Origin of the sequence: Ruegeria faecimaris (assembly GCF_900182615.1) — a bacterium.
In the GTDB taxonomy this organism is placed as follows: domain Bacteria; phylum Pseudomonadota; class Alphaproteobacteria; order Rhodobacterales; family Rhodobacteraceae; genus Ruegeria; species Ruegeria faecimaris.
On sequence record NZ_FXTE01000010.1, the window covers coordinates 93,502 to 112,843 of the forward strand.

A 19,342-nucleotide genomic window follows, 5' to 3' on the forward strand; every position below is an offset into this window, starting at 1 on the left:
ACGAAATGGAGCCTGACATGACCAACCCCTTGTGGTTCGATCCCAGCTTGTGCCTGATTGGCGGCGCATGGCAGCGCCCAGCCTCGCAGGCCGATCTGCCGCTGATCAACCCCTCGGACGGATCTGAACTTTGCCGGATCGCGCGCGGAGATGCCGGTGACATCGACGCAGCCGTGGCCGCGGCCCAAAAAGCGTTGGATGGGGACTGGGGCCGCAAATCCGCATTAGAGCGCGGGCGCATTCTGACCCGGTTGGGTCAGATGGTGCTGGAGCGTGTCGATGATCTGGCCGCGTTGGAGGCGATGGATGTCGGCAAACCCCTGACACAGGCGCGCGCCGATGCGGTGGCACTGGCGCGGTATTGTGAGTTTTACGGAGGCGCGGCGGATAAGGTGATGGGCGAAACGATCCCTTATCTGGATGGCTATACCGTCTATACCCTGCGTGAACCGCATGGTGTGACGGGCCACATTGTGCCGTGGAATTACCCTATGCAGATCATCGGCCGCTCTGTCGGGGCGGCTTTGGCGATGGGCAATGCCTGTGTGCTGAAACCAGCGGAAGAGGCCTGTTTGACCGCGCTTGCCTTTGCCCATCTGGCGCAGCAGGCCGGGTTGCCGGCGGGCGCTTTGAACGTGGTTCCGGGGCTGGGGGCCGAGGCCGGGGCGGCGCTGTCGGCGCATCCGGGGATTCAGCATGTGTCTTTCACCGGCTCCGTTGCCACCGGCGCGTTGGTGCAACAGGCCGCTGGGCATAACGTGGTGCCAGTGACGCTGGAGCTGGGCGGGAAATCCCCGCAGCTGGTGTTCGACGATGCAGATCTGGATGCGGCCCTGCCATTTCTGGTGAATGCGGGCGTTCAGAACGCAGGGCAGACCTGTTCGGCCTCCTCCCGCGTTCTGGTGCAACGCGGAGTGTATGAGCAGGTCAAATCGCGCATGGCCTCGGCCTATTCCGAGTTGACCGTTGGGCCCGCGTCCGAAGATTTGCGCCTGGGGCCCCTGATTTCAGCGCGCCAGAAGGACATCGTGACTGGATTTATCGACAAAGGCGCAGATCTGAATATCGTGGGCCAGGGGCCGATTGTTGGCCACGCACCCGAGTCTGGCGCCTATGTGCAACCGACCCTGTTTGCCGACGTACCCCCTGATCATGTTTTGGCACAGGATGAGATTTTCGGCCCAGTCCAAGTGCTGATCCCCTTTGAGACCGAGGAAGAGGCCCTGCAGATCGCCAACTCCACCGATTACGGGCTGGTTGCCAGCATTTGGACACGCGATGGCGCGCGGCAGATGCGGCTGGCGAAGAAGTTGCGGTCGGGGCAGGTGTTTATCAACAATTACGGCGCTGGCGGCGGCGTGGAGCTGCCCTTTGGCGGTGTCGGGAAATCCGGCCATGGTCGCGAAAAAGGGTTCGAAGCGCTGTACGGGTTCTCACAGGTGAAAACGGTAGCTGCGTTCCATGGTTAGGGCCTAAACGATGACCTCGATTGGCTGTTGCACGCCGACGCCGAAGACACGTTTGTAGCGCTCGATCTGATCTGCCGGACCCATCGCTTTTTCCGGGTTGTCCGACAGTTTGACCGTCGGGCGACCATTGGCCGAAACCGCCTTGCAGACCAACGAGAAGGGTGCCAGCGCGTCATCGGGAACCAGCCCTCTGAAATCATTGGTCAGCAGCGTGCCCCAGCCGAAGGATACTTTGGTGCGGCCTGCAAACTGACTTTGCAGTTCGCGGATTTTGCCGACATCCAGACCGTCAGAAAAGATCACGCGTTTCTGTTTGGGATCCTCACCGCGCGATTGCCACCATTTGATCGCAGTTTCTGCACCGGTTGCCGGATCACCGCTGTCGATTCTGATGCCGGTCCATCCCGCCAACCAATCTGGCGCGTCGTCCAGAAAACCCTTGGTGCCATAGGTATCAGGCAGGATGATCCGTAGGTTGCCGTCATGTTCCTCGTGCCAATCGCTAAGCACATCATAGGGTGCCTGCGCCAGTTTCTCATCAGTATCAGCCAGCGCAGAGTAAACCATGGGCAACTCGTGGGCATTGGTGCCGATGGCCTCGACCTCGCGCCGCATGGCGATCAGGCAGTTCGAGGTGCCGGTAAATGCAGGGCCCAGACCTTCGATCATGGCTTGGACGCACCAGTCCTGCCATAGAAAGGAATGCCGCCGCCTAGTGCCGAAATCGGCGATGCCCAGCCCCTGAATCCCTCGTAAGTGTTCGATTTTCTCCCATACACGGGTCATCGCACGAGCATAGAGAATTTGTAGCTCGAACCGCCGCATCGCATTCAGCACCGAGCGGGATCGCAGCTCCATCAGGACTGCCAATGCGGGAATTTCCCACAGCATGACCTCGTGCCATTTGCCTTCAAAGGTCAATTCGTACTGATCACCTTTGCGTTCAAGGTGATAGGGCGGCAGTCGCAGGTTCTCGAACCACCCCATGAAATCCGAACGGAACATCTGACGTTTGCCATAAAAGGTATTGCCGCGCAGCCAAGTGCTTTCCCCCCGGCTCAGGCTGAGTGACCGAATGTGGTCCAGCTGTTCGCGCAGCTCCCCCTCATCAATCAATTCAGCCAATGGAATGTGATTCGACCGGTTAATTAGTGAAAACACCACATCCGTTTGGGGCTTATTTCGAAACACTGACTGGCACATCAGCAGTTTGTAGAAGTCTGTGTCGATTAAAGACCGGACAATCGGGTCAATCTTCCATTTGTGATTGTATACTCGCGTCGCAATATCGACCATTGGGAACTCCTGCGATTTCCGTTGTTAGATCAATAGGTGCGTGGAATGGCAAGAGTCGCTAAATTGATGACAATGACAAGGTCAAGTCACAATGCGAGCATATTGTGGGGTCTTTTCACCGGTTAGTGGAAAGAGGGGGATGGATAGTCGAGGTTTAGTTAGTGAATGGTTCTCGAGTACGACTTTGATATTGTAACGATCGCTTCGGGGGAAAACGATCCGGAGGCGACCTCGTCAGGGGCGCAAAACGGACGCAAAGTGCGTGCGCTGTTTCGGAATGTGAAAACAGCCGATGCATTGCGGGCAGCGTCACCCAAAATACGCAAAATTTTTCATGATGCCGGTTTTGGTCTTGATTCGACGCGCAGCGAGATTACCCATGGATATTACCGTCCGCAGGATACGGCGGACAGGGATCGCATTCTGCGAGCCTTGTTTCACAATATCCGGACGACGGGAGTCAAAGGCGAATATTGCGGCGAGTTTGATTTCCTGAAGTTCATGAACGATGTAAAAGCCGCCAAGCCGCGCGCCGGGTTGCCCAAAGAGGTTCCGATGTGGAAACCCAGGCCACAGCAGGCGGAATCGGCCGGACCAAATCGCCGAACTGTACCAGGCCGGGTTGGGTTTGCTTTGGGGTTGGCGGTGATTATCTTTGCGCTGCTCAAGTATCTGGCGGCTGCGGGGGCAACCCCTTAAATCAGCCGAACGCCTGCGTCTTTCATCGCGGTCTCTGCCGAGGCCAATGACCCATCCAGGTTAATTGCCCGGCAGGCTCTCATCTGAACTGACACGTCGAAACCCAGCCGCGCTGCGTCAACCGCAGAGTAGTAGACGCAGAAATCCGTGGCCAGCCCGACGAGTGTCAGTCTCTCGATTTCACGGGTGCGCAGATACCCTTCCAACCCGGTGGGCGTGGTCTGGTCGTTCTCAAAGAACGCCGAATAGCTATCGATGTTGCTGCGGAACCCTTTGCGCAGGATCAGATCGCCATCCGTACGCAGGTTCGCATGAAATGCTGCCCCATTTGTTCCCTGCACGCAGTGATCTGGCCACAAAACCTGAGGCCCATAAGGCATCTCGGTCATGTCATAGGGGTTTTTGCCCGCATGGCTGCTGGCAAAGGACGAATGCCCCGCAGGGTGCCAGTCTTGAGTCAGGATCACCGCGTCAAAATCTGGCATCATCGCGTTGATCGGAGCCACGATCTCATCCCCGCCGGGAACCGCCAACGCACCGCCGGGACAGAAATCGTTCTGAACATCGATCACAATAAGGGCATGGGTCATTGGGACCTCCTTCGATTGCGTTATCGGTAGTGGGCGCGACAAGGGGCGTCAATCCGGTCTCTTGCGACTCTGTCCGCGCGGGTTTAGACCGCGCGCATGTATACGATCGCTGCTCTCTATCATTTCACCCGGTTCGCCAACCACGAAGCCCTTCGTGCGCCCTTGCTTAAGCTGTGCCGCGCGCAATCGGTCAAGGGGACGCTCTTGCTGGCACAGGAAGGGATCAATGGCACTATTGCCGGACCCCGCGCTGGCATTGACGCGGTTCTGGCCCATATCCGTGCGCTGCCCGGCTGTGCTGATCTGGAGTGGAAAGAGGCCACGTCTGACCAACCGCCATTTGGCAAGATCAAGGTACGCCTGAAAAAAGAGATCGTGACCATGGGCCAACCGGATATCGATCCGCGAGCCCGTGTCGGCAATTATGTCGAGCCCGAAGACTGGAATGATCTGATCCGCTCGGATGATGTGGTGGTGATCGACACCCGAAATGATTACGAGGTGGCAATCGGTACGTTTGAGGGCGCGTTAGACCCTGAAACAAGCAGTTTTCGTGAATTCCCCACCTGGTGGGAAGAAAACAAAGACCGGTTCCACAATAAGCGTGTGGCGATGTTCTGCACGGGTGGCATCCGGTGTGAGAAATCCACCAATTACCTGTTGGGTCAGGGGGTTGAGGATGTCTATCACCTGAAAGGTGGCATCCTGCGGTATCTCGAGGAAATGCCCGTCGAGAACAGCACCTGGCAGGGCGAATGCTTTGTGTTCGACAACCGCGTATCTGTTGGGCATGGGCTGGTCGAAGGGCCGCACAACCTGTGCCATGGCTGCCGTCGCCCGATCCTGCCTGAGGATGTGAAACGTGCTGAATACGAACACGGCGTGTCCTGCCATCAATGCATAGAGGAAACCTCTGAGGTCGACAAAACCCGGTTCCGGGAACGTCAAAAACAGATCCTGCTGGCACGTCAGCGGGGACAGGAGCATCTGGGCGCAGACTGATTTGCTGAAATCTGGTTGCCACGCAGGACAGTCCACCGGATAATTCCGGAGATTTCAGCGCGTTGGAGATTTCATGTCCCGAAAACCCACGACTTTGGAAGAATGGAAATCAACGCTGCTGGCGGCAGCCGCAATGGTGGTTGCCAGTTTCCTCGCATGGTTCGGTCTGTCCCGTCTGAGCGAAGGCACCGCAGGTGACACGATCGGTACGATCGCCTCTGTGGGGCTGGTTGTGTGGATGGTGTCTCAATCCTGGTTTTATATGACTCAGGTGAAATCACCGCGCCGCATTCTGCTTTTGATGGGTGTGTCCTTTATTCAGGTCGTTCCGTTCCTGTTCGCCGCTGCCTATGGCGCATTCGGGTACCAGGATAATTGCGTCATCGGGGCGCAAGGGCCCGCTGATATCCTGTATTTTTCTTATGTTACATTCACCACCGTTGGGTACGGCGATATGTCCCCAACCGGGCTGTGCCGCGCCCTGGCCGTGGCCGAGGCGGTGACCGGCTATATCCTACTGGGCCTGTTCGTCGCGGCGGCGGTGGCGTTGTATGCCCGCAATCATAGTCCGGATTAGGCTCTGATTTCGTCTATTTGTTTTGATCTATCCAACGCGACATCATCTGTTTGTCGCGAAAGCACTCCGACGGGATTGGGCGGCGTTTGCTGCGCGAGATACGTTCGGCAAAGGTAACCTGCTTGCCGGTCGGGTAATTTGCAAATGGCGAGGGATCATCAGGTTTGTGTTTGGAAATCCAGGCAGACATGGACTGACGGTCGCGCTGCGCCTCGACCGGAATCTCAAGAGCAGTTTGCTCCGCGATGGCGCGGGCATAGCGTATCTGCCGATCGGTGGCGGGCAGCAGGTGATAGTCGTTTGTCGGGCCGTGCGGGGCGGTGTTTCGCAATGAATGGGCCATCGGTTGATCCTCTGACTATGTAGAACATAAATAGAACATTAACCGAAAATTTCAAGCCACGGCCTGTTGGAATTGGCAGGAAATCGCTCTGGATCAGTTTTATTGACTGCTGAGTCAATAAAATATAAACGCGGAGGAAACAGCTTCTGATCAGGGAATCCCCACAATGAGATTTCAGCCCAAGGCGAGCCATTTCATCAACGGTGAATATGTCGACGACACGACCGGAGCACCCATAGACGTGATCTACCCTGCAACAGGGGAAGTGATCGCACGGCTGCATTCTGCTACTCCGCAGATCATAGATCAGGCTCTAAACAGTGCAAAATCGGCACAGGCAGACTGGGCCGCGATGTCTGGGACCGAAAGGGGCCGTGTTCTGCGCCGCGCCGCGGACATCATGCGCGAACGCAATCGTGATCTGTCGATCATCGAAACCCACGATACTGGAAAACCGCTGCAGGAAACGTTGGTTGCCGATGCTACCAGCGGAGCCGATGCGTTGGAATATTTCGGAGGTCTGGCGGCCTCGCTGACCGGCGAGCATATCCCGCTGGGTGGTGGGGATTTCGTATATACGATCCGTGAGGCGCTTGGGGTTTGCGTCGGAATCGGCGCGTGGAACTATCCAACCCAGATTGCCTGCTGGAAAGGCGCGCCTGCTTTGGCCTGCGGCAACACGATGGTATTCAAGCCTTCCGAGACCACGCCCTTGTCTGCTCTGCAAGTGGCCGAAATCCTGGTCGAGGCCGGGGCACCAAAGGGTGTCTATAACGTAATTCAGGGTTATGGCGATGTGGGCGCATCACTTGTGACGGACCCCCGTGTTGCCAAGGTCTCGCTGACCGGATCGGTACCGACAGGGCGCAAGGTTTATGCCGCAGCAGCCGATGGCATGAAGCATGTCACGATGGAACTGGGCGGCAAGTCCCCCATAATCGTGTTCGACGATGCAGATATCGAAAACGCCGTGTCTGGCGCCATTTTGGGGAATTTCTACTCCTCGGGTCAGGTCTGTTCCAACGGCACCCGCGTTTTTGTACACAAAGGCATCAAAGAAGCCTTCCTCGATCGCCTGTCCCAGCGTCTGGCGAATGTGAAAATCGGCGACCCGATGGATGAAGAGGTTAATTTCGGTCCGATGGTTAGCGAAAACCAGATGAATATCGCTCTGGGTTATGTTGAAAAAGGCAAGGCAGAAGGTGCCCGTTTGGTCTATGGCGGTGTGCGTATCGAAGGCGACGGGTTCTACATTCAGCCCGCCGTCTTTGCCGATGTGACCGATGAAATGGCCATCGCGCGCGAGGAAATCTTCGGCCCGGTTATGTCAGTGTTGGATTTCGAAACCGAGGAAGAGGTGATGGCCCGCGCCAATAACACCGAATTCGGTCTGGCAGCCGGTGTGTTCACCAAAGATCTGACCCGAGCCCATCGTATCGTGGCCGCGTTCGAGGCGGGCACCTGCTATATCAACACTTACAACCTCGCACCGGTTGAAGCCCCGTTTGGCGGGTCAAAAATGTCTGGGGTCGGGCGGGAAAACTCGAAATTGGCAATCAATCATTTCAGCGAGATGAAAACGGTCTATGTCTCGATGAATGACGTCGAGGCGCCTTACTGACTAAACCCACCAATTCAGGCTCTGTTCATGGGGTTTTCCCTCTGGAACAGAGCATTGGATGCCGCGGTTCGTCAGGAGATCAGCCCTGACTGAGTGGCCACCCTGAGTTTTGCCCAGACGTTTCAGTCTGCCCTCACAAGTGCGAGAAGCTGAGCGATATTATCTCGGGCGTTGGCGCTGTTTTCAAGCAGGGCAGTTGCATCCGCCAATGGTTGTTCTTCAATCCTGGTTACAGGTTCTGCCAATGCCAGAGTCGCCCGCCTGACCTGTCCGAATTTTTGGTCGACCGCAGGCTGCGGGACGTCTTCCATATCAGAAAGCCAGAACAATCTTTCTGCTTCGTTCACCCTGTCAAACTGCAACAGTACCCGCCCTGCATTTTCAAACTCACCTATATCCAGATTGGCCTGCGCCCGCAGTGACATGGCCTTGTCCGAGGGTTCATCCCCTAACTCCAGCAAGGCTTTGTGTGGCTGGCCGGACAACAATGCGGCCTGCGCGTGCAAAAGGGCTCGGTCCTTTCGCCTGATAGTGTCCTGCGGTCGGTTGGACCAAAATAACGTTGGACGGGCAAACCCCAGCGATGCCAACCTTTCGGCAATGGAGATTGCTGTTTCGGTTGTCAGCGATTGTGCCATCGGTTCGGGCAGGTTGAAGATGCGCCGCAAAAAGGTATCGTCGTCGGCGCGCGCAGTCAGTACTTGAACGGCCCGGTCCAGCGTTTCAGCTGAATTCGGAATATCTTCTAACAGATCAAAAGACTGGTCGAACTCTTGGCCCAAACTCAGCGCCAGCGCATATGTACGTTGCATAAGTGGGCCGATCTCAGATCGGCGCAATTCGACCGTATAAGATGCGGCAAGTTCGAGCTCCCGGGCGGAGGCTGACCCGCGTTCCGCCCACCGCTGTTCAATCAGTCGCGCCAGCGCCAGAGGCGCTTCGAGCCCCGCTTCCGAGCTGCCCACCACGTCTTTCAGCAAGGTTTCGGATTTTTCCTGATCGCCTTCAGCCTTTGCAACACCGGCCTTGGCCTGTGTTGCGCCGGGGCTGGGTTTGGTTTCGATGCGATCAACAGCCCGCAAGACGCGCCGCGCGGCTTCAAGTTTTTGGGCTGCAACGAAAATGTCGGACAGCATAGGTCCGACTTGCCGGCGCAGATGATCCGGTAGTCGCGCAAAGGAATGTTCCATAACCCTTATCTGGGCATCTTCGGCGAGCTTACCCTCGGTCAGAGCGGCCCAGATTGCGGCGTCACTTTCGCAACGCTGTAGGTCGCGGAATGGATTTGACCCTTTCAGTGGCCGGTCGTCCAGAACAGCGGCAATCGCAGAAATCCGGTTCGTTTCCGGCGTCTCTTCACCCATCCAGCCAAGGCTGCGAACCGCCTCGGCACCGAAGCCGAAATACGCATAGAGCTTGGCAAGCTTCATGGCTCGTTCTTTGTCAAGGTGATCAAACTCCTGAAAAAGGCCAGTGCGCAGCTCTGCCACCTGTTCGGGGAACAGGCGCTCATCGGACCAGCTGTCAAAACCTAGCTCGGCGCTGGAAATGCAGGCTGGTTTCTTTTCCAGTTGTGGAATGGATGGTCCCAGCAAGCCATCCAGATCGTCCAGTACCGACGTAACTGCGATGTTCAGGTCCATACGCGGTGGCATGTCGAGCGATTGATTGCCATTCGAGTTCCTGGGCCCAATCTGAGATAGTTCAAGATCAACCAGATCTCGGTCAGCGCCTTGCAACAATCGCGTCGATAGCTGGTCCTCAAATACCTGCGCTTTGAGATTCAAAAGCGGCAATACCAGAGGATCAAGCGCCTGTGGCCCGGGCAGCGGGGCGTTTACCACAGCGGCTTTGGGCAGCGTTGGGGGTGGAATGTCGCTGCTGATCGGTGGAAGGGCTGCCCCCGGCGCAATATCCACAACGATCATCGTGTTTTGATGCAGAAATGCGGTGGCAAAGCAGTCGCAGCCGAATTCCATCTCTAACGCATCACCCGGGTTGGTCTGTGAGATCGCAGACAGACGGTTCTGCGACAGCCGCTGAAATACCGCTCCGGTTTGAAATTCGGCATCAGGAAGCGCCACGTTGAGTTTTGCGCCATTTTTCGTTCGTTTCAGACCCCATTCCGTCCCCGGGGGCACCTGCACAACAAGACGCGTATATCCGTCATGCTCGCCCGATCGCACAGAAATGTCGCGCGCGCCAGCCTGTCCTGCAGCCGTAAGCGCCGCTGAAATCATTAGGGCGTATCGGATCATGCCGCTGCCTGCTTTAGCTCTTTCAAGGCCTCTTCAAGTTCTGAGAAACCCGGCCTGTTATGGGTGGGAGTGTTCTGTCGGCCGACTTCGATGCACATGGCAGGGTTGTGGTTGTGCAGGTTGGCAACCAGAACCTCTTTGATCAACTGATAGAAATGATTGTCTTCTTCCACCACGGATTTGAGTTTTCCTGCAAATGGGCCGACCAACCCGTAGGCCAGAAAGACCCCCAGGAACGTCCCGACCAAAGCTCCACCGATCAGCTTTCCCAACACTTCTGGGGGTTGATCAATCGAGCCCATCGTTTTGATAACGCCCAGAACTGCCGCAACAATTCCAAGTGCGGGCAGGCCGTCAGCAACAGTCTGTAGCGCGTGGCTAGAGTGCATCGCGTGGTGAAAATTCGCCTCCATCCGTTTTTCCAGCACCTCTTCGACCTGGTGGGGATCGTCATAATTCAAAGAGGCAGCCCGCATCGTGTCGCAGATCAAGTCGACGGCTTCTTTGTCCACCTGAATCTTCGGATAGGTCGAAAACAGAGGTGAGTTTTCGGGGTCTTCAATATGTTGTTCGACTTCGACCGGGTTGGCCTTGGCGATACGGATCAGCGAAAACAACAGGCACAGCAAGTCACGGTAGTCATCTGGTTTCCATTTAGGACCTTTGAATACTTTTGCCATATCCTTGATAGTGTGCTTCACGGCGCTCAGGTCATTGCTGATCATAAATGCGCCGACCGCAGCGCCACCAATCATCATCATTTCAAACGGCAGGGATTTCATGATGATGGTCATTTTCCCGCCAGCCGCCAAATAGCCGCCGAACACCATGACGAAAATAACAACAATTCCGACAATTCCGATCATAAGAGGTCTCCGGCGAATTCCGATGCAGGGTTGAAAATCATGGGGGTTACTCCCGCGGGGCCGAAGCGTTTCGCCCGGCCATAATCACGCTGATTGTATAGGCAGCCTCGGGGTTCAGGCCTGCCAAAACACCGGCTGCGGCATCGGGCGGCATCCGTGACAGGAATCCGGCGGCAAAGGTCGGGTCCATCGTTTCAAACAGGGCGGCCGCATCTTTCGGCTTCATGTTCTGATAGACATCCGTCAGGCGCGTCAAGTCTGTCTCAGCCGCTTTTTCTGCAATGGCCAGCGTCTCACGCAGCGCCTCTTCGGCCTGCTGCAGGGCGGCCAGGCGGGTCTCGATGGCCTCATCGGCAATGGCCAGCGCCTTTTCCCGATCAATGGCTGTGGCTTCGCGTCTTTTCAACGCTTCTTCGCGCCGCAGCAATTCAGTCAGCAATATTCGGGCACCGGGCAGTTCTGCTTGGGTCTCTTTCGGTTTTGATTCTGCCTGCTCGGCCCCTTTTGCCAGGGCTGGTGCAGCCTCAAACCCCAGCCGAATCGCGGCTGATCCAAGCATCAACAGTGAGATCACTGTCAGCACACCGCTTCTTGGTCGTTTCTCTACAACGCGTCCGCTCATGTCGCGGCCTCTTCGCTATTGCGGTCGTGGCGGAAAAACATCAGCCCGCCCGGGCGCTTTTCCTGAGTGTCCTCAAATTTGGGCGCAGCAGGATCCTCTGACTTTTCCACCGCCTCGATTGGAACCTCTTCAGGCTCAGGATCCGTCGTTGGTTCCTCGGCCTTGGGTTCTTGCGGCTTGGGATCTTCAACCTTGATGTCATTGGCGGGTTCTTCGGCCGGAATGACATCATGCATCGAAGCCATCATCAGTTCGAGCCGCTGAGCAACCGATTCCGCCCTTTGGGTCAGTGCCTCAAGTACAAGGCCCGACTGGTCCGAAGCAGTTCGTGCCGAATCAAGCGATTTCTTCAGCTCATCCGCCTGGGATGACAGGACAGCGACCGCGCCACCGACCCCTTGTTCCAGATTGGTGAACTGCTTTAGCCGACGGGACAGCACGAAACAGTAAAGACCCGCACCCAGCGCACCTGCGACCAGCAAAATATCTGCAATCAGCTCCATCTCGGCCTCCTAATTCAATACGAATTCCATCACGAGGACATCGCGCACGCGCCCTTCCCCGACGACGATTTCAATGCGACGCAAAAGGTGACCGCGGATGCGCATCAGTGCGAGCGGCTCCTCCAGATCCGACACTTCGACCGCCCGCAGATACCCGTTCAGAACATCCATGATTCGAGGCTTCATCTTCTCGACATCCGAGGCGTAGCTGCTGTTTACCTCAAGCTGGGCATGGAATTTCAGGTGTCGCGAATCGCCGGCACTGACCGAGACGATCACCGCCGGCAGGTCGATAAAACCAACCTCAGGCAGGGCTTTAACCTCGGTCCCTTTGTCTTTTTCCTTGGCGTCTTCCGCGGCTGGTTGGCCGCCAAATGGCAGGAGTCCCGAAGTGGTCAGGAAATACCCGCCCGTAGCCCCGGCAACGGCCAGAATCACCCCAATGATCAATCCTTTTTTCCCCGATTTTTCCGGGGCTTCTGCCTGTTCCGCAGCCGCGTCGGTCATGACGTCCTCATTCATTCAGTCTGGGGATGTCATAACCCGGCAGGGACTAACCGATTGTTAAGGGCAATCGTCCAAACAGGGGTTGCGCCGGGCAGAATGTCGGCGAGTCGGAGGTGAGCGTGCAGCAGATCGGAACTGTCTGGGCAAGTTTGGACAGGCGAAAGCAAATCATTGTCGCCGGTGCAGTCGTGCTGGTGTTTTTGGGGGTCCTTGCGATGTCGCGGTTGGCGACGGCGCCGTCGATGACCCTACTCTATGCCGGGCTGGAAAGCGGCGCGGCGGGGGATATCGTTCGATCACTGGATCAGCGCGGCGTACAGTATGAGATTCGAGGCGGTTCGATTTACGTGCCCGGCTCGCAGCGGGACGAATTGCGCATGACTCTGGCCAGCGAAGGCCTGCCTGCGAACGGAAACCGCGGGTATGAGCTTTTGGATTCACTCAGCGGCTTTGGCACCACCTCGCAAATGTTCGATGCGGCCTATTGGCGTGCGAAAGAGGGTGAGCTTGCGCGCACGATTGTCGGCAGCCCTCACATAAGTCAGGCGCGCGTGCATATTGCCAATGGGTCAACGAACCCGTTTCAGCGCAGCGTCGCGCCGACGGCTTCGGTCTATCTGGTGTCCTCGGGTGCGGATATCACTTCGGATCAGGCCAAGGCGATCCGTTTTCTGGTCTCTTCTGCCGTCAGCGGCCTCGCACCCGAGAATGTGGCGGTGATTGATTCAAATGGTGCGGTCATTGGCGCAAAAGAGACTGCGGTTGCGGCAGATTCTGCGGATGACAAGTCGCGCCAGCTGCGCGAACGGGTCCTGCGTCTGATTGAGGCCCGAGTGGGGGCCGGAAATGCAGTCGTCGAAGTCAGTGTCGATACGGTCACTAAAACCGAATCCATCCGTGAAAGGCGCTTTGATCCTAAGGGGCGCGTAGCCATCAGCACCGATGTCGAGGAACGGTCTGACAGCGCCCGGAACCAATCGTCCGATGTCACGGTGGCGTCGAACCTGCCCGATGGCGACGGCGCAGGTGAGGATGCATCCAATTCAAATGCCACACAGACGCGGGAGCGGGTCAACTATGAGGTATCCGAGACGGAGCTAGAGGTTCACACCGCACCCGGGGCGATCAAGCGCCTGACAGTGGCGGTGCTGGTGAATGGAATGCGCTCGGTTGATGCCTCGGGTGCAGAAAGCTTTGCGCCATTGCCTCAGACCGAGCTTGACGCATTGGGAGAGCTTGTGGCCTCGGCCGTTGGGTTCGATGCCGAACGTGGCGACGTCATCACCTTGAAATCGCTGGATCTGCCCGCAGTAGAGCCTGGCGGAACTGTGGTTTCGTCCTCGATCTGGCAGCAGGTTCATTTTGACGCGATGTCACTGGTCCAAATGGCCGTTCTGGCGATCGTGATGCTGGTTCTGGGATTGTTCGTGATCCGCCCGATCTTGATGAAACCGGCCCTTGCCCCCGCCCTTTTGCCGGCGGGAACACCGCCAGAGCCCGAGGCGGTTCTGACCGGTGAGATTGCGACCGAAGAGGGCGGGCAATTCGCCGCCATTCCGGGGCACGCCCCAGCAGACGTACCCGCATTGGCGGCAAATCCAGGCGCTGATCCGGTTGATCGGCTGCGCGCCATGATCGGCGACAAGCAGGAGGAAACCGTGGAAATTCTGCGCAGCTGGCTTGAAGAAAGTGAGGAGCGTGCGTGATGTCGATAGCTCATCTTCTTGAGGATTTCACTGTACAGGCAGGCGGCGGCAAAGTTCATTTGCTGGACGAAGAGGCGCTGGAAGAACAGCGGCTTGGTGCCTTCGAACACGGCTATAGCGCCGGATGGGACGATGCCCTTCAGGCCCAGGAACAGGGTCGTGGAAAGGTATCAGACAACCTTGCCCGCGCGCTCGAGGATATGTCCTTTACTTATCATGAGGCAACGAGCCGGATGACAATGTCGTTAGAGCCCATGTTCCAGAGCCTCGTCAATCTGGTGTTGCCGAACACCCTGGATAGGGGACAGGCCACGCGGCTGGTCGAACAGCTTACAGAAATGGCCCGTGAACAGATTGGCCAACCGATGCAAATCTTTGTGCCTTCGGGGTGCGCGAGTGTTGTCGAAGGGCTGTTGCCCCCTGAATTGGCCACCCCGACCCGCGTTGTCGAGGACCCGTCTCTTGGGGCCGGTCAGGCACGTCTGCAGGTTGGTACCTCGCAGCGAGAGGTGGATAGCAGCGCCTTGCTAGAGACAATCCGTTCAGCATTTGACGCTTACGTGTATGAGGCAAAAGAGGCATTGAACAATGAGTGACCCGCAATCCCCCAAACCCGAAAAAGCCAGCCCGTTTGATACCGTTCCGATCGAGGTAACCGTGTCAGTCGGCCGCGCCCGCCCGCTCATCCGCGATCTGCTGAGTATGGGTGAAAACGCTGTTCTTACCCTGGACAAGCGGATCGAAGACCCTGTGGACCTCTATGTTGGCGACCAACTCGTGGCGCGTGGTCTGCTGGAAGAGATGGAGGGTGATCAGGCCGGGCAACTGGCCGTGCGCCTAACCGAAATCGCGGATCTGCAGAACGGGATCGGGTAATGCGTTTCCTGTTTTGGGTGGCGGTGCTGCTGACGCTGACCCCGTCTCTGACCGCCGCACAAGAGGTGTCGCTGTCGCTGGGCGAAGCTGGTTCGATCTCCGCGCGCACCATTCAGTTGATTTTGCTGATTACCGTGCTCAGCCTTGCGCCTGGGCTGGCGATCATGATCACCTGTTTCCCTTTCCTGATCACCGTTCTGGCCATCTTGCGGCAAGGGATCGGATTGCAGCAATCCCCCCCCAACATGCTGATCGTCAGCCTCGCACTGTTTCTGACCTATTTCATCATGGAGCCGGTCTTTTCGGAGGCCTGGACCACAGGTATTCGCCCCATGGTCGAAGAAACGATGGAGGTCGAACCAGCGTTGGAGCGCGCGTTGCAGCCGTTTCGCGCCTTTATGGCATGGCGAGTTGATCCGGATACTTTCCACGCCATGGCAGCATTGCGACCCGGGGGTGATACGGTTTCCTTGTCGGCCGAGGCATCCTTGTCGATCTTGATGCCGTCTTTCATGCTCTCTGAGATAGCGCGGGCCTTTCAGATCGGGTTTCTGATCTTCCTGCCGTTTCTGATCATTGATCTTGTGGTGGCCGCTGTGCTGATGTCGATGGGGATGATGATGGTTCCGCCTGCAACAGTGTCGCTGCCGTTCAAACTAGCCTTCTTTGTCATTGCCGACGGCTGGTCGCTGATCGCAAGCGCTCTGGTGCGTAGCTATATGACATGAATCGTCACTGCCTGGTGATCTGCAGACGTGCGCGCAGGCCTTGCTCTCCGGCTTCGAAGCTGAGGGTGCCGCCATGCTGTTCCGCGATTGTCGCCGCGATTGTCAGTCCCAGACCAAACCCATCCGAAGACCCGGAGTTTGACCCGCGCCGGAACGGGGCCATCAGGGCTTCGATATCCGAGACGGACAGATCGGCCCCTTTGTCCTCGACGGTGATGGTTGCTATTTTGGCATCGGTTTCCAGCTGAACCTCGGCATGGCGCCCATATTTCAGCGCATTGTCGATCAGGTTGGTCAGGGCGCGCTTTAGCGAAATTGGCCTGCCAACGACCAGTATCCGCCGGGTCTCGGGCAGGGATCCATGCCCTCGGCGCGACATGAAAACGGACGTGCCGCCCTGTACCGCCACTGGGGCCAGCTTTTTCAGGGTCACCGGCAGTCCCATATCCTGATAGTCCGCGACCAGAGCCTCGACCAGCGACGTCAGTGAAATCTGCCGCGGTTCTTCGATGCTCAGCTCGGACCGTGTGTAGGTCAGAACGCTTTCGATCATGCCGGTCATCTGATCGACATCGGCCTCAAGTTTTTCGCGCAGCTCGGCATCTGGGATCAATGCGGCACGCAGCCGGACGCGGGTGGCCGGGGTGCCCAGATCGTGGCTGACACCCGATAAAACAGTGGCGCGCTTTTCCAGTTGCATGCGCTCTGCGTCCAGATGCTCGTTCACGGCAGAGACGATGTCGCGCAGTTCGGCCGGGCCATCGGCCTCATAACTGTTCGGCCCACCCCGCCTTTTGCGGTCGCGCAAGGCAGTAGAAAAGCGGGTGAAACTGTCTGATACATTGCCCACCGAGGTCAGGATCACCGCCAGCGCGACAATAGCGACCAGAATCGTAGGCAGACGCAGGTCGGTTGGGGCTGCACGGCATCCCCAGATATCTGTCCCGTCCACCTGTTGCCATGCGCCGCGCCCATAGCGGGCGATCAGTATCGGTTCGCTGCAATAGGTCGCCAAAAGCCGGGTCAGATTGCCCATTTTCTCTGGGCCGGTCTGGTCGATGCCGGAGAGGATGTCGGACACCGGGTAAACCAGCCGGTCTGACATCACAGCCAGCGTCAACTCTCGGCCTGAAACGGGTGCTGAGCTGTCAGTCAGGATCGACAGGTTGGTGACAAAGCTGCGATCCGAAAACCCGGGAAGTTGCTCAAACTGCCCGGCATCCGCCAGGCTGGCTGCTTTGGGCGGCAATGGTACGATGGAGATGCCTGGCGGTGGGGATTTACCGATGCGCAAATCCTCGTAAATAGCGAACCCGGCAACATATGCACGGGTCTGGAATTCCTGCCATGCCCGGGCCGAGGCGAACCAAAGGCCTGCGGCCAGCAACCCCGAGGTAAAAGCGGCGCAGGTCCAGATCCAGCCCAGGCTGCGCAGGCGCGTGGCGCGGACGGTCATGCGGTTTCGTCCACAGACACCTCTGCGGCAAAGATATAGCCCACACCGCGTTCGGTCTTCAGCATTTGCGGGTCTTTGGGGTTGGCTTCGATCTTGGATCGCAGCCGCCCGACCAGCATGTCGATGGCGCGTCCCTGGCCTTCGCTCTTGTCATTAGCGCCTGTTACATCCAGGGCCGCGGCGATTTCATCCCGGGTCAGGGGAATATGCGGGTTGGCCAGAAAAACCTTGAGCATTGCTGTTTCTCGCTGCGACAGGGATACCAGATATCCGTCGGGCGAATGCACTTCGTCCCGTTTGCCGTCATAGAGCCAGCCGTCAAACCTAAAGGAGCGGGTGCGGCGGCGATAGGCAAGCGAAGGTGTACGACGCGCCCGTTGCATGACGGCGCGTACGCGAGCCAGCATCAGTTGCGGATTAAAAGGCTTGGCGATGTAATCGTCGGCGCCCACCTCATACCCGGCCATGCGTTGATGATCGGCGGACAAGGCCGAGACCAGAATGATCGGCACGTCCTGTTCGGCCCGCAGGCGGGCACAGATATCAACGCCGTTTTCATCCCCCAGCATCACATCCAACAGAATCAGGTCGATCCGACCCGACTTGAGATGGGCGCGGATTTCGCTTTCGGAACTGGCGGGCAGCGCAATGAAGCCATTCTGTTGCAGGAACTGGGTCATCATCGACCGCATTTCAGGGTCGTCATCCACCACCAACAGCCGCGGAATGCTCACAGTGTTCGTCCTCCTGTTCTCTGGCCCCAAACTTCGTCCATTGTAACGAACGGAAACAGATTCAATGCTAACGTAACACGCTGTAACAAAAGCGGTGAAAATTTGCGCCATTCCCGGGTATTGGCCCGGATTTAGCGTTGTCAGACTCAGATAGAGACACAGTATTGCGGCATTGCCATTTTGACTGGCACCGAATTCTCAGGGAGGAGAAAACATGAAACGATTTTCTTTTGCGACTGTGTCCGCATTGGCCGTCGCAGCCGGATCATCTGTGGTGGCTGAACCACAGGCGGAGGTCTTGCATTGGTGGACATCCGGTGGCGAGGCCAAATCGGTGGCCGTGCTTCAGGAAGAGTTTGCCTCGAACGGGGGCACATGGACCGATATGCCTGTCGCAGGCGGCGGCGGTGATGCGGCCATGACAGCGCTGCGGGCGCGGGTTCTGGCAGGCAACGCGCCGACAGCGGTTCAGCTGAAAGGCCCGGCGATTCAGGAATGGTATGAAGAGGGCGTTCTGGCCGATATCTCGAACGTGGCCGCCGCCGAAGGCTGGGCCGAGGTTCTGCCCGCGTCGATCGCTGGTCACATGATGTGCGAAGGCACTTGGTGCGCGGCGCCTGTGAACGTTCACCGCATCGACTGGATCTGGGCCAATGCCGATGTGCTGGCCGCAAACGGAATCGAGATGCCGACCACATGGGAAGAGTTCAACGCCGCAGCCGAAAAACTGCAGGCCGCCGGTGTGATCCCGCTGGCGCATGGCGGTCAGGCCTGGCAGGACGCTACGGTTTTCGAAGCCGTCGCGCTGGGTCTTGGCGGACCGGAATTCTATCAGAAAGCCCTGGTCGATCTGGACCCCGAGGCGTTGACCTCGGACACAATGATCCAGGTCTTTGACCAAATGCGCACCCTGCGTGGTTATGTGGACGAGAATTTCTCGGGTCGCGACTGGAACCTTGCCACCGCGATGGTGATGAACGGCGAAGCGGCCTTTCAGATCATGGGTGACTGGGCCAAGGGCGAATTCCTTGCAGCGGGCAAGAAGCCTGGTGAGGATTTCCTCTGCGCCTCGACCCCCGGCGATGGATATCTGTACAATGTCGACAGCTTTGCCATGTTCGAGGTTGAGGGCGACGACAATCGCGCCGGTCAGGAATTGCTGGCCAAGCTGATTGTTGCACCGAACTTTCAGGAAGTGTTCAACCTGAACAAGGGTTCGATCCCGGCCCGGACCGATGTGTCGCTGGATGCCTTTGACATCTGTGCGCAAATCTCGGCCGAAGACATGGGCTCGACCTCGGCAGGTGGTTCACTGCTGCCGTCTTATGCCCATGGCATGGCGCTGCGCGGGTCGCAGGCTGGTGCGATCACCGATGTTGTGACCGCGCATTTCAACTCGGATATGTCCTCGGCTGACGCGGTTCAGCAACTGGCGGACGCGGTGGCCAACAGCTACTGATCCAATACGCTCTGCCCCCCAAGGTGTGGG

20 protein-coding genes are annotated in these 19,342 nt (G+C 57.6%); 10 read left to right on the plus strand and 10 right to left on the minus strand.

What is annotated here, in order from left to right; all coding sequences use genetic code 11:
- The first annotated feature begins 17 nt into the window (after window positions 1-17).
- Window positions 18-1,469: an aldehyde dehydrogenase family protein gene (locus tag FN806_RS15140; protein ID WP_142638614.1), complete on the plus strand. Its 1,452-nt coding sequence runs from the start codon at window positions 18-20 to the stop codon at window positions 1,467-1,469.
- A gap of 3 nt (window positions 1,470-1,472) precedes the next feature.
- On the opposite strand, the gene pncB is transcribed toward FN806_RS15140, so the two are convergent.
- Window positions 1,473-2,765 carry a nicotinate phosphoribosyltransferase gene (pncB, locus tag FN806_RS15145; RefSeq protein WP_142638615.1) on the minus strand — a complete coding sequence of 431 codons (1,293 nt, stop codon included), beginning with the start codon at window positions 2,763-2,765 and terminating at the stop codon, window positions 1,473-1,475.
- Between the two features lie 165 nt (window positions 2,766-2,930).
- On the opposite strand from pncB, the gene FN806_RS15150 reads away from it, so the two are divergent.
- Entirely contained in the window at window positions 2,931-3,464 is a 534-nt protein-coding gene (locus FN806_RS15150) for a hypothetical protein (protein ID WP_142638617.1), read from the plus strand.
- On the opposite strand, the gene pncA is transcribed toward FN806_RS15150, so the two are convergent.
- A complete protein-coding gene (pncA, locus tag FN806_RS15155) occupies window positions 3,461-4,054 on the minus strand; it encodes a bifunctional nicotinamidase/pyrazinamidase (protein ID WP_142638619.1) in 594 nt (197 codons plus the stop codon). The genes FN806_RS15150 and pncA overlap by 4 nt on opposite strands.
- A 96-nt stretch (window positions 4,055-4,150) precedes the next feature.
- On the opposite strand from pncA, the gene trhO reads away from it, so the two are divergent.
- Window positions 4,151-5,056: an oxygen-dependent tRNA uridine(34) hydroxylase TrhO gene (gene trhO, locus FN806_RS15160; protein WP_142638621.1), complete on the plus strand. Its 906-nt coding sequence runs from the start codon at window positions 4,151-4,153 to the stop codon at window positions 5,054-5,056.
- A 73-nt stretch (window positions 5,057-5,129) separates the two neighbouring features.
- The gene (locus FN806_RS15165; protein ID WP_142638623.1) at window positions 5,130-5,633 is read left to right on the plus strand and encodes a potassium channel family protein; all 504 of its coding nucleotides are present in this window, start codon (window positions 5,130-5,132) and stop codon (window positions 5,631-5,633) included.
- Between the two features lie 13 nt (window positions 5,634-5,646).
- Here the strand turns inward: FN806_RS15165 and FN806_RS15170 are convergent, their stop codons facing one another.
- Window positions 5,647-5,976 (minus strand): hypothetical protein, encoded by a 330-nt coding sequence (locus FN806_RS15170; protein WP_142638625.1) that lies wholly within the window; start codon window positions 5,974-5,976, stop codon window positions 5,647-5,649.
- A 166-nt stretch (window positions 5,977-6,142) separates the two neighbouring features.
- Between FN806_RS15170 and betB the strand changes: the two genes are divergently transcribed.
- Window positions 6,143-7,597, plus strand: coding sequence for a betaine-aldehyde dehydrogenase (gene betB / locus FN806_RS15175; RefSeq protein WP_142638627.1), 1,455 nt, complete (start codon window positions 6,143-6,145; stop codon window positions 7,595-7,597).
- A gap of 122 nt (window positions 7,598-7,719) precedes the next feature.
- On the opposite strand, the gene FN806_RS15180 is transcribed toward betB, so the two are convergent.
- From FN806_RS15180 to FN806_RS15200, 5 genes are read right to left on the minus strand one after another with little or no spacing between them, the layout of a single operon-like run.
- On the minus strand, window positions 7,720-9,855 hold the full coding sequence (locus FN806_RS15180) for a hypothetical protein (protein WP_142638629.1): 2,136 nt from the start codon (window positions 9,853-9,855) through the stop codon (window positions 7,720-7,722).
- The gene (gene motA / locus FN806_RS15185; RefSeq protein ID WP_142638631.1) at window positions 9,852-10,721 is read right to left on the minus strand and encodes a flagellar motor stator protein MotA; all 870 of its coding nucleotides are present in this window, start codon (window positions 10,719-10,721) and stop codon (window positions 9,852-9,854) included. The genes FN806_RS15180 and motA overlap by 4 nt, the downstream gene beginning before the upstream one ends.
- Window positions 10,722-10,767: 46 nt before the next feature.
- Window positions 10,768-11,343, minus strand: coding sequence for a MotE family protein (locus FN806_RS15190; RefSeq protein ID WP_142638633.1), 576 nt, complete (start codon window positions 11,341-11,343; stop codon window positions 10,768-10,770).
- A complete protein-coding gene (locus FN806_RS15195) occupies window positions 11,340-11,846 on the minus strand; it encodes a hypothetical protein (RefSeq protein WP_142638635.1) in 507 nt (168 codons plus the stop codon). The genes FN806_RS15190 and FN806_RS15195 overlap by 4 nt, the downstream gene beginning before the upstream one ends.
- Before the next feature lie 9 nt (window positions 11,847-11,855).
- On the minus strand, window positions 11,856-12,353 hold the full coding sequence (locus FN806_RS15200; protein ID WP_142638637.1) for a flagellar basal body-associated FliL family protein: 498 nt from the start codon (window positions 12,351-12,353) through the stop codon (window positions 11,856-11,858).
- Between the two features lie 119 nt (window positions 12,354-12,472).
- On the opposite strand from FN806_RS15200, the gene fliF reads away from it, so the two are divergent.
- Genes fliF through fliP form a run of 4 tightly spaced genes read left to right on the plus strand, consistent with a single transcriptional unit; the run spans window position 12,473 to window position 15,663 of the window.
- Window positions 12,473-14,059, plus strand: a complete 1,587-nt coding sequence (gene fliF, locus FN806_RS15205) for a flagellar basal-body MS-ring/collar protein FliF (protein ID WP_142638639.1) — start codon at window positions 12,473-12,475, stop codon at window positions 14,057-14,059.
- Window positions 14,059-14,655: a FliH/SctL family protein gene (locus tag FN806_RS15210; RefSeq protein WP_142638641.1), complete on the plus strand. Its 597-nt coding sequence runs from the start codon at window positions 14,059-14,061 to the stop codon at window positions 14,653-14,655. Before fliF ends, FN806_RS15210 begins: the two co-directional genes overlap by 1 nt.
- The gene (locus tag FN806_RS15215; RefSeq protein WP_142638642.1) at window positions 14,648-14,935 is read left to right on the plus strand and encodes a FliM/FliN family flagellar motor switch protein; all 288 of its coding nucleotides are present in this window, start codon (window positions 14,648-14,650) and stop codon (window positions 14,933-14,935) included. Before FN806_RS15210 ends, FN806_RS15215 begins: the two co-directional genes overlap by 8 nt.
- Window positions 14,935-15,663, plus strand: coding sequence for a flagellar type III secretion system pore protein FliP (fliP, locus tag FN806_RS15220; protein WP_142638644.1), 729 nt, complete (start codon window positions 14,935-14,937; stop codon window positions 15,661-15,663). The genes FN806_RS15215 and fliP overlap by 1 nt, the downstream gene beginning before the upstream one ends.
- Window positions 15,664-15,667: 4 nt before the next feature.
- Here fliP and FN806_RS15225 read toward each other — a convergent pair whose 3' ends face one another.
- Together FN806_RS15225 and FN806_RS15230 are read right to left on the minus strand one after the other, a co-directional pair.
- Window positions 15,668-17,119 carry a sensor histidine kinase gene (locus FN806_RS15225; RefSeq protein ID WP_142638646.1) on the minus strand — a complete coding sequence of 484 codons (1,452 nt, stop codon included), beginning with the start codon at window positions 17,117-17,119 and terminating at the stop codon, window positions 15,668-15,670.
- Window positions 17,116-17,853 (minus strand): response regulator transcription factor, encoded by a 738-nt coding sequence (locus FN806_RS15230; protein WP_142638648.1) that lies wholly within the window; start codon window positions 17,851-17,853, stop codon window positions 17,116-17,118. The genes FN806_RS15225 and FN806_RS15230 overlap by 4 nt, the downstream gene beginning before the upstream one ends.
- Window positions 17,854-18,067: 214 nt before the next feature.
- On the opposite strand from FN806_RS15230, the gene FN806_RS15235 reads away from it, so the two are divergent.
- Window positions 18,068-19,312, plus strand: coding sequence for an ABC transporter substrate-binding protein (locus tag FN806_RS15235; protein WP_142638650.1), 1,245 nt, complete (start codon window positions 18,068-18,070; stop codon window positions 19,310-19,312).
- The last annotated feature ends 30 nt before the right edge of the window (window positions 19,313-19,342 follow it).